Source organism: Christiangramia sabulilitoris (genome assembly GCF_007050985.1).
Classification (GTDB): domain Bacteria; phylum Bacteroidota; class Bacteroidia; order Flavobacteriales; family Flavobacteriaceae; genus Christiangramia; species Christiangramia sabulilitoris.
In genome coordinates, this window is the sequence record NZ_VHSF01000001.1 from 57,519 (window position 1) to 71,567 (window position 14,049).

The 14,049-nt window shown below is 38.2% G+C and carries 10 protein-coding genes; 6 read left to right on the plus strand and 4 right to left on the minus strand.

What is annotated here, in order from left to right; genetic code table 11:
• Positions 1-78 precede the first annotated feature (78 nt).
• Positions 79-1,341 (plus strand): cysteate-C-fatty acyltransferase, encoded by a 1,263-nt coding sequence (gene capB, locus FGM01_RS00230; RefSeq protein ID WP_143409115.1) that lies wholly within the window; start codon positions 79-81, stop codon positions 1,339-1,341.
• 69 nt (positions 1,342-1,410) lie between these two features.
• On the opposite strand, the gene FGM01_RS00235 is transcribed toward capB, so the two are convergent.
• The gene (locus FGM01_RS00235) at positions 1,411-2,397 is read right to left on the minus strand and encodes a transporter (RefSeq protein WP_243735737.1); all 987 of its coding nucleotides are present in this window, start codon (positions 2,395-2,397) and stop codon (positions 1,411-1,413) included.
• Between the two features lie 82 nt (positions 2,398-2,479).
• Between FGM01_RS00235 and FGM01_RS00240 the strand changes: the two genes are divergently transcribed.
• From FGM01_RS00240 to FGM01_RS00255, 4 genes are all read left to right on the plus strand, one after another.
• Complete coding sequence (locus FGM01_RS00240; protein WP_143409117.1) at positions 2,480-2,761, plus strand: DUF4834 family protein; 282 nt, start codon at positions 2,480-2,482, stop codon at positions 2,759-2,761.
• 75 nt (positions 2,762-2,836) lie between these two features.
• Entirely contained in the window at positions 2,837-5,251 is a 2,415-nt protein-coding gene (locus FGM01_RS00245; protein ID WP_143409118.1) for a YfhO family protein, read from the plus strand.
• Between the two features lie 20 nt (positions 5,252-5,271).
• A complete protein-coding gene (locus FGM01_RS00250) occupies positions 5,272-6,555 on the plus strand; it encodes a glycosyltransferase family 4 protein (RefSeq protein ID WP_143409119.1) in 1,284 nt (427 codons plus the stop codon).
• 1 nt (position 6,556) lies between these two features.
• Complete coding sequence (locus FGM01_RS00255; RefSeq protein WP_143409120.1) at positions 6,557-8,014, plus strand: polysaccharide biosynthesis C-terminal domain-containing protein; 1,458 nt, start codon at positions 6,557-6,559, stop codon at positions 8,012-8,014.
• A gap of 80 nt (positions 8,015-8,094) precedes the next feature.
• Here FGM01_RS00255 and FGM01_RS00260 read toward each other — a convergent pair whose 3' ends face one another.
• Entirely contained in the window at positions 8,095-9,381 is a 1,287-nt protein-coding gene (locus tag FGM01_RS00260) for a splicing factor U2AF large subunit (protein ID WP_143409121.1), read from the minus strand.
• 134 nt (positions 9,382-9,515) lie between these two features.
• Complete coding sequence (gene uvrA / locus FGM01_RS00265; protein WP_143409122.1) at positions 9,516-12,305, minus strand: excinuclease ABC subunit UvrA; 2,790 nt, start codon at positions 12,303-12,305, stop codon at positions 9,516-9,518.
• A gap of 234 nt (positions 12,306-12,539) precedes the next feature.
• Between uvrA and FGM01_RS00270 the strand changes: the two genes are divergently transcribed.
• Complete coding sequence (locus FGM01_RS00270; RefSeq protein WP_143409123.1) at positions 12,540-13,124, plus strand: RNA polymerase sigma factor; 585 nt, start codon at positions 12,540-12,542, stop codon at positions 13,122-13,124.
• A gap of 250 nt (positions 13,125-13,374) precedes the next feature.
• On the opposite strand, the gene FGM01_RS00275 is transcribed toward FGM01_RS00270, so the two are convergent.
• Positions 13,375-14,034, minus strand: coding sequence for an endonuclease III domain-containing protein (locus tag FGM01_RS00275; RefSeq protein ID WP_143409124.1), 660 nt, complete (start codon positions 14,032-14,034; stop codon positions 13,375-13,377).
• Between the last annotated feature and the right edge of the window lie 15 nt (positions 14,035-14,049).

The window sequence follows — 14,049 nt, forward strand, 5'->3', positions numbered from 1 at the left end:
AGATTTCGATGTTTATAATTTACTTTGTAGAATTGAGCCAAATTTCAGTATTTTTGCGGCTCGTCTAAAAAATGACCGATGAAGGATTTATTTGATAAAATTTACAGAGACAAAGGACCGCTAGGTAAATGGGCTGAACAGGCTGAAGGATACTTCGTTTTTCCGAAACTGGAAGGACCAATTTCTAACCGCATGAAATTCCGTGGAAAGGAAGTGATCACATGGAGTATTAATGATTACCTGGGTCTGGCCAATCATCCTGAAGTTCGTAAAGTAGATGCAGAGGCAGCAGCCGAATACGGTTCTGCTTATCCTATGGGAGCTAGAATGATGAGTGGTCATACAGACCTTCATGAAAAGTTGCAGGATGAATTAGCATCTTTTGTACATAAACAATCTGCTTACTTGTTAAATTTTGGATACCAGGGAATGGTATCTACTATAGATGCTTTGGTTTCCAAACAGGATGTGATCGTGTATGATGTAGATGCACATGCCTGTATCATTGACGGAGTTAGATTGCATTTAGGTCAGAGGTTTACCTATAAGCATAACGATATGGAAAGTATCGAAAAGAACCTGCAACGTGCCACCAAGATCGCTGAACAGACCGGCGGAGGTATTCTTCTTATTTCTGAAGGTGTTTTTGGAATGCGTGGTGAGCAGGGGAAATTGAAAGAGATAGTTGAGCTTAAGAAAAAATATAATTTCAGATTATTTGTGGATGATGCCCACGGTTTTGGAACTCTTGGTAAAACAGGAGCCGGGGCAGGCGAGGAGCAGGGTGTTCAGGACGAAATAGATGTATATTTCGCCACTTTTGCTAAATCACTGGCAAGTACCGGTGCCTTTATCGCTGGTGATAAGGAAATCATGGATTACCTAAAGTATAACCTTAGATCACAGATGTTCGCCAAATCTCTGCAAATGCAGTTGGTCGTTGGGGCACTGAAACGTTTAGAAATGCTAAGAACTATGCCTGAGCTTAAGGAGAAGCTTTGGGAAAATGTAAATGCACTTCAAAACGGATTAAAGGAAAAAGGATTCGATATTGGAACTACGCAGAGTTGTGTTACTCCGGTTTATCTAAAAGGTAGCATTCCAGAGGCTATGGCTTTGGTGAAAGATCTTCGCGAGAACCATGGTGTTTTCTGTTCTATCGTGGTTTACCCGGTAATTCCAAAAGGATTGATCCTGTTAAGGATGATCCCAACAGCGACACACACTATGCAGGATATTGAAGAAACTCTGGTCGCTTTCTCAGCAATTCGTGAAAGACTTGAGAATGGTACTTATAAAAGACTTTCCGCTTCTGTAGAGGCAGCTATGTCTAATAAGTAATCAACAAAACAATATAAAAGAAAAGGTCCTGCAAAATGCGGGACCTTTTTTATTGGAGGTTAATGCCGTTTAATTTCCGTCGCCGTCATCGGTTTCTTCCCGCTCCCGGCTTAATTTTCTGCTTCTCTGCCTTCTTTTATTTCCTTCGTTGGATTCCTCCAGAAATTCATCAACTTTATGCAGGTCTAATCTATAGGATACTCCCGCAGCAACCTGCCATTTGGAAGGTGTGTCTTTAAAATTAACCAGTCCGGAGATGTCGAATTGAAAATTTTTACCAATTAAATAAGCTCCACCCGCTCTTAATATATCATCTGCATATATATCGCTCTTAATGGTCTGGTATTCTCCAAAAATAGCCAGGTTCTGGCTTAAAGTATGGGTAAAGGTAATAATACCTGTATACGACCTGAATTCTTCGGTCAATTTATCGGCAATAAAATTCAATACCAGAACCCAGCGACCCCAGTTATTTTGAGTAATCAGCGCTGCCTTGGGGCTGAACTTGTTTTCTCCTTCATACAGGTAGGGATTATCTCCTAAAGAGAAATTTGCTCCCGCATAGATAGAAACAGCCGGTATAAGAGTTTTCCATTTGAACCGCTGATTTGCCTTCCAGCTATATAAATTCGGTTTGTCTGGTTCCAGACTTCGGTATGGATCAAAGATCAAATACTTGGCGCCAATAGTATTTGCCCTAAAATTACTGATCTTGCCTTCGCTGGTAGTACCGAGAAAATTCCTGAAAATATCCTGTGATTCATAAGCGCCGGTGAGATTCAATTCAAGATTTTCAAACAGCAGTCCATAGCGCAATTGATAGTCAATACCCCAGAGATCTGTATCTGTACCTAATCCCGAATGTTCTTCATTACCAAAATAAAGACCAGATTCCAATTGAATTACATTAGTTCCTACGGCGAAGGCCCCCTGAGACTGTCCGGGGCGGTTTGAATTTATGGTTTCGGTATATTGAGCGTGCAGGTTGGAAGCAATAATTAGAAATAAGCTAAATATGGCTGTTTTACGCATGATTGGTTGGCTTGTTTCTCTCAAAGATAGAAGATTTATTATAATTTTATAGCCGAAGCTTCTTTCATTCTGAAGGCTTCTTTTTATTTTTGCAAAAAGATTTAGAATGTTAGAAGCATCATTATCCGGGGTTTTAAAAACGGTACTTATAGTTCTGTTAGTATACTTCGGTCTAAAAATATTCTTTCGTTTTTTTGGTCCGCTTATTCTGAAATGGTTTATGAAAAAGATGGGACAAAAATTTGAAAAGCAATTTAATCAGCAATTTGGAGGAGCTCAAAGACCTCCTGAAAAAAATGGTAAGGTCACTATCGATAAAAAACCTAAGGGAAATAAGGAATCCAATAAAAATGTTGGGGAATATATCGATTACGAAGAAATTGATTAATTTCGGATTTTAACAAGCTCCGGTACGGGGCTTGTTCGACACAAAAATTGTGGTTTAAAATCAAAAGTCCGATTAATGGCTAAATTGAAGCAATTCTTACCTCACCTGTTAGTTCTGGCAGGTTTTATTCTATTATCCCTATTTTATTTTAACCCCGTTCTTCAAGGCAAGGAAATATTCCAGAGCGATATTATCCAGTACATTGGGATGGCCATGGAGCAAAATGATTTCCGAGCGCAAACAGGAGAAGAGCCATACTGGACAGATGCAGCCTTTGGAGGTATGCCAACCTATCAATTAGGGGCCTACTATCCCCATAATTATGTGAAAAAACTTGATTCCGCCTTGAGGTTTCTTCCCCGGCCGGCAGATTATCTATTCTTGTACTTTATAGGGTTTTATATCCTGTTGCTTTGCATGAAGGTAGATTATAGACTGGCTTTTCTTGGATCTATTGCCTTCGGTTTCTCAACCTATTTAATTATTATCCTGGGTGTAGGCCACAATGCCAAGGCGCATGCGATTGCGTATATGCCCATGGTTATTGCAGGTATAATTGCGATCTTCAGGAATCGTAATATCTGGAGCTTTTTATTGTTAACGGTGGCCATGGCCCTGGAGATACAGGCTAACCATTTCCAGATGACCTATTATTTGTTACTGCTAGTAATAATATTAGGAATTGCCTACCTGGTAGATGCCTATCGTAAAAAGCTGTTTCCGCAGTATTTCAAATCTTTAGGAATTATGGTAATTGCGGTTGTTCTTGCTATAGCCGCAAATGCAACCAATTTACTTGCCACAAGTGAATATGCCCGATTTAGTACCCGTGGAGAATCAAACCTTACTATACAGCCAGATGGCAGTCCCAAACAAAATGATGGCTTAAGTTTCGATTATATTACGGAATATAGTTATGGTATCATTGAAAGTTTTAACCTGATGGTTCCCAGGTTCATGGGTGGAGGAAGTTCAGAAAATATAGGTAAAGATTCCAACCTTTATCAAGCATTGAGAGAAATTGGCGCTTCTCCAGTACAGGCCCAGGGTTTTGCTGAAAATGCCCCAACCTATTGGGGAGATCAACCCTTTGTGGGTGCACCTGCCTATATTGGAGCATCAGTGATATTTTTGTTTGTTTTTGCCTTATTCCTGATAAAGGGAAGGTTAAAATGGTGGGTCGTCGGGGGCAGTATACTGGCTTTAACGTTAAGCTGGGGAAAAAATTTCGGGTTTCTTACAGACTTCTTTATCAGTTATGTTCCCTTGTATGATAAGTTCAGGGCCGTCTCATCGATACAGGTTATACTGGAACTATGCCTCCCATTGTTCGCTGTAATCGGTCTCCATAAATTGTTTTCTGAAAAGATTGAGGACGACCAGAAATTATATGCTTTAAAATGGTCTGCAGCTACAACCAGTGGAATATTGCTGGTTTTTCTGTTATTTAAATCCGTCTTATTTGATTTTGCCGGGGCAAATGATAGTATGTATGCCAGCCAATTTGGGATGGACTTTATGAATGCTTTGGAGGAAGACAGAAAAAGTATATTCAATTCAGATGTAATTAGATCCCTGGTATTAGTACTGCTTTCCGCCTCACTCATTTGGGGGTATCTCCAGAAAAAGCTCAATCAAAACCTGGTAATCGCTGGTTTTTGCATAATGATCTTAATAGATCTGGTTAGTGTAGATCGCCGGTATGTAAATAATGATGACTTTGTGCAGGCCCGTGAAATGCAGCAACCATTTCAAAAGCTGGCAGCAGACGAGGCTATTCTGCAGGATACTACTCATTTTAAAGTTTTCGATGTTTCAGGAAGTCCTTTTAATACTGGTAGAACTTCTTACTATCACAATGCGATAGGGGGGTATCACGCCGCCAAACCGGGCAGGATCCAGGATCTGTATGATTTCTATATTTCTACCAATAATATAGAGGTCCTAAGTATGCTTAATGTAAAGTACTTTATCATTCCTACAGAAGATGGAACCCAGGCCCAGCAAAATCCGAATGCTTTTGGTAATGCCTGGTTCGTGGAAAATGTAAAGTGGGTGGAAAATCAGGATGAGGAAATTCTTTCCCTTAAAGAGGTTAATCTTAATAATACGGTCGTGATCAATACCGAATTCAGGGAAAAGGTAAACATGAATTTCAATTTTGATCCTGATGCCAGTATTGATCTGGTTGGTTATAAACCGAATGAATTAAAGTATAAATATTCAGCAGATAAGCCTCAATTTGCGGTATTTTCTGAAAATTATTACCAGCCGGGTTGGCAGGCATACCTTGATGGCAAACCTGTATCACATGTTAGGGTTAACTATGTGCTAAGGGGAATGAATCTGCCAGCAGGAGCGCATGACCTGGTTTTTAAATTTGAACCCCAGGTTGTGAAAACAGGAAGTACAGTCGCTTTAGTGAGTTCGATAATAATAGGGTTGGTTCTAATTGGTGGATTAGGTTACGAGCTTAAAAAGAGAAATTGATCTCCAGATTAAATAACTGAATGAAGAAAGTTCTCATTATCACATATTACTGGCCTCCAGCAGGTGGTCCCGGAGTTCAGCGCTGGCTGAATTTTGTAAAATATTTGGGTGATTTTGAGGTAGAGCCGGTAGTTTATGTCCCCGAGAACCCCCATTATCCAATAATAGATAAAAGCTTTGTAGAGGAGATCCCCAAAGGTGTTCGGGTGATCAAAAATAAAATTTTTGAGCCCTATTCAATTGCGGGAATTTTTTCCAGGAAGGATACAGAAACTATTAGTTCTGGAATAATAAAAGATGAAGAAGAGCAAACTGCTTTGCAGAAAGCCATGCTTTACATCAGGGGAAATTACTTTATTCCAGATGCACGTAAATTCTGGATAACTCCATCTGTAAAATTTTTAAAAGAAGAGATTAAAGATGGGAATTATGATGCGATCATTACCACAGGGCCACCTCATAGTTTACATTTAATAGCCTTAAACCTTAAAAAAGTTATGGGCCTAAACTGGATCGCAGATTTTCGCGATCCCTGGACTCAGATTGGTTACCATGACAAACTAAGACTTAATTCTACTGCCAGGAAAAAGCATGAAGATCTGGAAAAAGAAGTTCTAAATACAGCCGATCAGATCATTACCACCAGTTTTACTACCAGAGAGGAATTTGTAAATAAAACATCAAAGCCAGTTACTGTAATTACAAACGGATATGATGAGGCTGGAGGAAATAAAGATGTGAAAAATCCTAAATTCCAGGTGGCACATATCGGTTCTTTATTGGCCGGTAGAAATCCTGAAAATCTTTGGAAGGCTTTTCAGGATTTGCTCGAGGAGGATAAAAGGTTTCAGGAATATTTTGAATTTAGTCTCGCCGGGAAAGTAAGTGAGACAGTTTTAAAAAGCATTGGATCTTATGGATTAGATAAATTCCTGGTTAATGAGGGTTATGTAGACCATTCCAGAGCATTAGAAAAGCAAAAGGAAGCGTCTGTTCTACTTCTTATCGAGATAGATTCAATTGAAACGAGAGGTATCATCCCGGGGAAGCTATTTGAATATATGGCATCTGGGAATCCCATTTTAGCCGTTGGACCTGAACAATGGGATGTTGAAAAGATCATTCAGGAAACAAATTCAGGGCACTGCTTCACGTATCAAGATATTTCAGGTATAAAAGATCATTTAAAAACTTTATTTCAGAAATACATGAATGATGAGCAAATGAGTGCTTCCAAGAATATTGAAAAATATCACCGTAAAACATTAACCGGTGAGCTTGCTCAATTAATTAAGCAGTTCTAAAATGGGAATAATAATTAATCAGTCCTTAAAAAATATGTTGACCACTTATGTTGGTTTCGGGATCGGGGCGGTTAATACCTTATTTCTTTTTACCTATTTTCTTAGTAAGGAGTATTACGGCCTGGTAAGTTTCCTCCTTTCTGCGGCAAATCTTATCTGGCCATTTCTGGTTTTCGGGGTGCATAGTACCCTAATCAAGTTTTTTACTTCTTATAAAACGAGAGGAGATCAGGACAGGTTAATGAACTTTGTTCTGGTTACGCCAGCGATAGTTGGTGGTTTATTGGGAGTTGCAGGGTTGATCTTTTACGAATATTTACTGAATTATTTCGAAGGAGAAAATTCCCTGGTTCAGCCATATGTCTGGCTTATATTTATTGTTGCAATGGCTACGGCCTACTTTGAAGTCTTCTTTTCATGGTCTAAGATCTATTATAAAAGTGCTTTTGGAAACCTTATGAAAGAGGTTTTTCACCGGTTTTGCATAAGTGTATTACTGCTGGCAGTTTCATTCAATTGGATAAATGTCCAAACTTTTATATATAGTATTTCTGGGGTATTCGTTTTTCGGACTGTGCTAATGGCTATTTATGCATTTTCTCTACACAGACCCAGATTCAGTTTTAAATTTCCAAGGAACCTTTCCCCGGTAATTAAATATTCATCCCTCATTCTCTTAGCAGCTTCTGTGGCCACGGTCTTACTGGATCTTGACAAGGTAATGATAGAATACTATCTGCCTATTGAAAATGTCGCTATATATGGTATAGCCATTTATATAGCTACGGTAATTTCGGTTCCTCAAAAGGCCATGCACCAAATCACTAATCCACTAACTGCCGAGATGCTCAATAAAAAAGACAAGGCCGGCCTCAGGGAACTTTATGAGAAGAGTTCTTTGAATCTTTTGATCGTAAGCGGACTTATCTTTATCTGGATAATTTCCAATGTAAATTCATTATATGAATTAATTCCAGATGATTACGAAATAAGTCTGCTCATCATCCTGCTTATCTCTCTGGTCAAACTCTATGATAATATTCTTGGCAATAATAACAGTATATTATTTAATTCAGATTATTACCGGATAGTACTCGGGGTAGGGGTAATACTTGTAATCCTGGCGTTTATTCTGAATATGTTATTCATTCCCGAATTTGGAATTGAAGGAGCAGCACTGGCCAGTTTTATAGCATTTGGAATATATAATACCTCTAAGATCTTTATTGTTCTGAAAAAATTTAAAATTCATCCTTTTACTGCAAAAACGAGATGGACTCTTCTGGTAATCCTGATTTTTAGTCTGGGTTTTTATTTTATAAGCCTCCCGTTTCATCCGGTTTTAAACATTCTTATTAAAGGGATCCTCGCAGGTATTTTATATATATTTATTGTTTATTATTTCCGTTTCTCACGGGATATAAACCTTTTAATTGATCGGTTTACAGATAGGGCCTAAAACGAGAAAACCCTATCAGCTTGGGAGCTTCAAGGGTTTTCCAACTAACCAACCAAAAAATTAAATTATGAACTTGTCATCTATAATCTATTATCCATATTTCGTGCCGAACTTCTCCTGGAAGTAGATTTTTTTGATCTAACCGACTCATTTCTTGTACTTCCTGCAGAAGTTCTTTTATTAACATGAACATCACTTCGCCTTTTTTGACGATTTACAGTTGAATTCCTTTCAGAATTTCTGGAACTTTTTTCAACCGTTCTGCTTCTTTGAGCAGGAGCTGTTTTGTTAACCCTGGTATTGCTCCCGGATTGAACAGATCTTTGTCCAGTTCTTGGAGAAGCCTTTTCAAGCCTACTTGATCTTCTGTTCTCAACGGTAGCAGAAGGTTTTCGCTCACGCCTTTTTTCATACCTGTCGCTATTCGATGTTTGTTTAGTTCTGGTTGAATTGTCAACTCTATTCGCTCTACCCTTAGAATTAGTACTGCGTTCAGTTCTGTCACTGTAGATACGCTGATTTCTGTCTGAGGTATTTCGTTTTTCAATTCTTCTGCTATCAGTTCTTACCTTATTTTTTCGGTCAGAATAAGAACGTTCTCTGGCAACACCTTTCCTGGTAGCAGGCGCATTATACTCATTTCTACTTCTAACATGAGCGATATCCCTCCTGGAATCGGTCCTTCTTCCATAGTTATAAGATTTTACCCGTTGCGAAGGCCTGTAAAAATTTCTTTGCCTTCTTTCTTTCACATAATAATTATTGTAAACCGTCACATATTGATTATAAGATATCCTGCGAGGTTCATAGAATGCTCTGTAAGGCCTTCCAAATACAACACTAACATTTACATGGGGACGCCTGTAGTAATCATGCCATGGTCTGTAAACATAATGCCTGTTATAATGATTAATAAACCCTGAATAATGCGTAATGCGATGAGCGTGATTATAATGTATGTGTAAATTTCCTACCCTGGCAAGTCTTCCAAAATTATTATAGTTAAGGAATATATTTCCTGCCTGTATAATTCTACCATAGTAATCGTAGTAGATAGGAACATTTTCAATCTGTATAACCGCGCCATAATCGTCATACTGTACATATGGCTCATAGTTATAGCCGGCATTATAACTAATATTCACATTGGGAGTTGAAATATGAACTGAATTACCTCTCCTGAAATCCGGGTTAAAGTAAAAATCAAATTCACCATTCGGGTAAATCGCGAATTCTACTCCACCCTCAACGAAAATGAAAGAATCGTTATAATTATAATAATTAAAAGTGGCAGGTTTAGATATAACAGAGGCCGATACTGACCATCCGATAAAAAAGAGTGCGAAAATAAGGGTCAGGTTTCTCATGGTAGTAGTGTATTTAATTAAGAACATTTTTCTTAAGAAATACAAAGCACGTGCCAAAGTCTGAAAAGCCAGATAATTGGGCAGTTACCAATGATTCTGAACAGTATTAAAACATTGAGATACAGTTAATAACGTTAATTAAGTTTTTCCTGTAGATATTTTGAAGTATAGGAATCCTTATTTTTTCCAATTTCCTCTGGTGTACCCTGTGCGACTAAGTATCCGCCATTTTCCCCACCTTCCGGTCCAAGATCTATCACGTAATCTGCACATTTTACAAGGTCCATATTATGCTCAATCACTATTACAGTATGCCCTTTAGATATCAATGCATTGAAAGATTTCAGAAGCTTTTTGATATCGTGAAAATGTAAACCTGTGGTAGGCTCATCAAAGATAAACAGAGCTTTAGTTTTAGTAATTCCCTTTACCAGGAAAGATGCCAGCTTGATTCTTTGCGCTTCGCCACCAGATAGGGTAGAAGAGCTCTGTCCCAACTGAACGTACCCGAGCCCTACATCTTGCAGCGGTTTTAATTTTTTAACTATTTTATGCTCGTTATGGTTCTCGAAAAAGCCGGTAGCATCATCAATGGTCATATTTAGAACATCATCAATGTTTTTTTCATGAAATGTAACTTCTAGTACTTCTTTTTTAAATCTTTTCCCGTTACAGGTTTCACACTCCAGATGTACATCGGCCATAAACTGCATTTCGATGGTAACCTCACCTTCACCCTTACAGGTTTCACATCTACCGCCATCTACATTGAATGAAAAATGTTTTGCTTTAAAACCTCTTAGTTTAGCCAGGCGCTGCGCTGCAAAAAGATTCCGGATATCATCGTAGGCCTTGATATATGTAACCGGATTTGATCTGGAAGACCTGCCAATTGGATTCTGATCTACAAATTCTACAGTTCCCAAAGTTTTAAAATCTCCTTCTACACCGCTAAACTGCCCTGCTTTTTCACCATATCCACCTATTTCTTTTTGAACGGCAGGATATAAAATTTTCCTTACGAGAGTACTTTTTCCACTTCCCGATACTCCGGTAATAGCGGTAAATATTCCCAGCTGGAATTCTATATCAATATTTTTCAAATTGTTTTCCCGGGCACCCAGTACTTTTATTCTGTGCTTTGAAGTTCTTCTTTTTTTAGGTACTTCAATTTCCATTTTACCATTAAGGTAGCTTGCGGTTAATGAATCAGATTTTAATATATCCTTCAATGTCCCGGTGGCTACTACATGACCTCCATTGGTTCCTGCCTCAGGACCAATATCGATAATTTCATCTGCGGCGTTCATGATCTCTTCATCATGCTCCACGACAATTACCGTATTACCCAGATCCCTAAGATTTTTCAACACTCCTATTAACTTTTCTGTGTCTTTGGGATGCAGGCCAATAGATGGTTCATCAAGAATATACATAGAGCCAACCAGGCTGCTACCTAACGAAGTAGCGAGGTTTATTCTCTGGGACTCACCGCCAGAAAGCGTATTGGATTTTCGGTTAAGGGTAAGATAATCCAGACCCACGTTAGAAAGAAAATTAAGTCGATTCCTAATTTCGGTCAATAAGCGTTTTGCGATCTTTTCGTCATATTCATTCAGTTCAAGATCATGGAAAAAAGCCCTGACTTTATTCAAGGGTTTTTCAACCAAATCTGTAATGCTGTGATCCTTGATCTTTACATACTGAGCTTCTGGCCTCAATCTTTTACCCTTGCAGGCAGAACATTTTGTTTTTCCACGATAACGGGAAAGCATGACTCTGTTCTGTATCTTATATGCTTTACTTTCAAGAAATTCAAAAAACTGATTCAGACCTTCAAAATATTGGTTACCATTCCAGATGAGATCCTTTTGCTCATCACTAAGCTCGAAATAGGGTTTGTGAATTGGAAAGTCGAATTTATGTGAATTATTAACCAGTTGATCACGGTACCAACTCATACTATCGCCTCGCCATGGAAAAATTGCATTTTCGTAAACAGAAAGTGCTGTATTTGGAATTACAAGTTCCTCGTCAATACCTATAACATCTCCATAACCTTCGCATTTAGGACAGGCGCCATAGGGGTTATTAAAACTGAAGAGGTGTACATTCGGTTCAAGGAAACTAATCCCGTCCAGTTCGAATTTATTACTGAAATGCCTTTTGCTGTGGTCAGAAAGTTTTTCAATATACAATTCGCCTTTTCCCTCAAAAAATGCAGCTTCGACGGCATCTGCCAACCGGTTGTAGAAATCTTCTTCGTCCTTAGTAATAATCCGGTCAACCACCAACCAGGTATTGTCATCTTTCGCTTTTTTAAGGTCGGTCTCATCTATTCTAACTACTTCTTCGTCCAGCTTAATTCGGCTATATCCCTGTTGAGCTAAGACGTTGATCTTTTTTTCCAGCGAGCGACCCTCCTCAACATGTATGGGCGCTAATAAAAGCAGCTTTTCCCTTTCCGGAAAAGACTTTACATAATTTATTACATCTGTAACCGTATCTTTTTTAACTTCATTTCCGGAAACCGGGGAATAGGTTCTACCAATCCGGGCGTACAATAGTTTAAGGTAATCATAGATTTCTGTAGAGGTGCCTACGGTAGATCTGGGGTTGGTGGAATTTACTTTTTGTTCAATAGCAATAGCAGGAGCAATACCTTTTATATAATCTACTTTCGGTTTATTTAGTCTTCCCAGGAATTGCCGGGCATATGAACTAAGACTTTCCACATAGCGACGCTGACCTTCAGCATAAAGCGTGTCGAAAGCAAGACTTGACTTACCGGAACCAGATAATCCCGTGATCACAACCAGTTTATTCCGGGGAATAATGGCATTGATATTTTTTAAGTTGTGCAGCTTGGCACCTTTAATTATAATATTCTGTTTTGGGTCTACTTTACTAAGATCTGTTGTCATGCTATTTTTCTGCTAAAGGCGCAAAGTTACTCATAATGAAGCGGGAAAGAAAGCTTCTAAAAAGCTATAGTATTGTTAAAAAATTAAGGTTTTGTTTGCATTTGTAGAATTTATCTTACTATATTTGGTGCATAACCCGAAAATATAAGTTGCCTATTCAACACAGTTACTTTTTTTAAACTAAATAACCTAACCCGCAGGAGTCCTACAATCCTGTATTTTAAAGTAACTGTTATGAATAACACTAAGGTAACTGACGCCTCTCTCGTTCGTAATTATCTTGATGGAAAGGAAAGCGCACTTGGCGCACTCATCAATCGACATCAACATCGTATTTACAGTTTTATTTATTCTAAAGTCTTTGACAGGGATATCGCTGAAGATATTTTTCAGGATACCTTTATCAAAGTAATCAGAACCCTGAAAAGAGGGAAGTATAATGAAGAAGGTAAATTTCTTCCCTGGGTAATGCGAATAGCACATAATCTCGTAATTGATCATTTCAGGAGAAATAAAAGAATGCCGAAATTTGACAATAGCGGAGATTTTAATATTTTTTCAGTCTTGAGTGACAATAGTCTGGATGCTGAAAGACAACTTATTAAAGACCAGATTGAGACCGATGTAAGGGAATTGATAAAAGAATTGCCAGAAGATCAACTCGAAGTTCTTACAATGAGGATCTACAGGGATATGAGTTTTAAAGAGATATCAGAACGTACCGGAGTAAGTATTAATACGGCTTTAGGTAGAATGCGCTATGCCCTCATTAACTTACGTAAGATCATAGAAAAGAGAAATTTAATTTTGACTAATTAGGCGAAGCAATATTCCTTCATTTGAGACGTTATTTTATAAAACCATCATAAAATAATAGCAAATGGGGAAAATTTACTTTAAAAATTCTTCAAAAGAGGAAAATACAGAACGTATTAAGCCGAAAAAGGAGACGATTGAATTTCTTTTAAATTATTCAAAAGCACTTCATATTTCGGAGTATAAGATGACGAAATTTGAAACAATTTTAAATTAATCAGTTAAGACCTGAGAGCTCAGCTCGCAGGTCTTTTTACTTTTTATACTTTTTCCTGTATTCGCTAAGTACACTTTTTCTGCCTATGGTCCTGGTTATGATATCCTTTTCCAGGTCCCAGCCTCTGGCCGGTGAATATTGCCTTCCATACCAGATGATCTGAAGATGTAATTTATTCCAGAGATCCCTGGGGAATAATCTTTTAGCATCCTTTTCGGTCTGCACCACATTCTTCCCATTAGTTAAATTCCACCTGTACATGAGTCTATGGATATGTGTATCTACTGGAAAAGCAGGAATATTAAATGCCTGGGCGACAACAACACTTGCCGTTTTATGACCCACGGCAGGTAATTCTTCCAAAGCAGCCAAATCTGCTGGAACTTCACCATTATATTTTTCAAGTAAAATTTTTGATAGGCCATGAATTCCTTTAGACTTCATTGGAGACAAGCCTACCGGTTTTATGATCTCACGAATTTCCTCTACGCTGAACCTAACCATTTTCTGGGGAGTATCGGCTATTTCAAATAATTTAGGGGTGATTTCATTTACTTTTACATCGGTGCTTTGAGCAGAAAGTAAAACGGCGATCAATAAAGTATAAGGATCCTTATGGTCTAATGGGATCGGTATTTCGGGATATATATCATTTAAAGTATCAATTACAAACTGAACCTTTTCCTGTTTGGTCATAAAGTTTTAATTTAG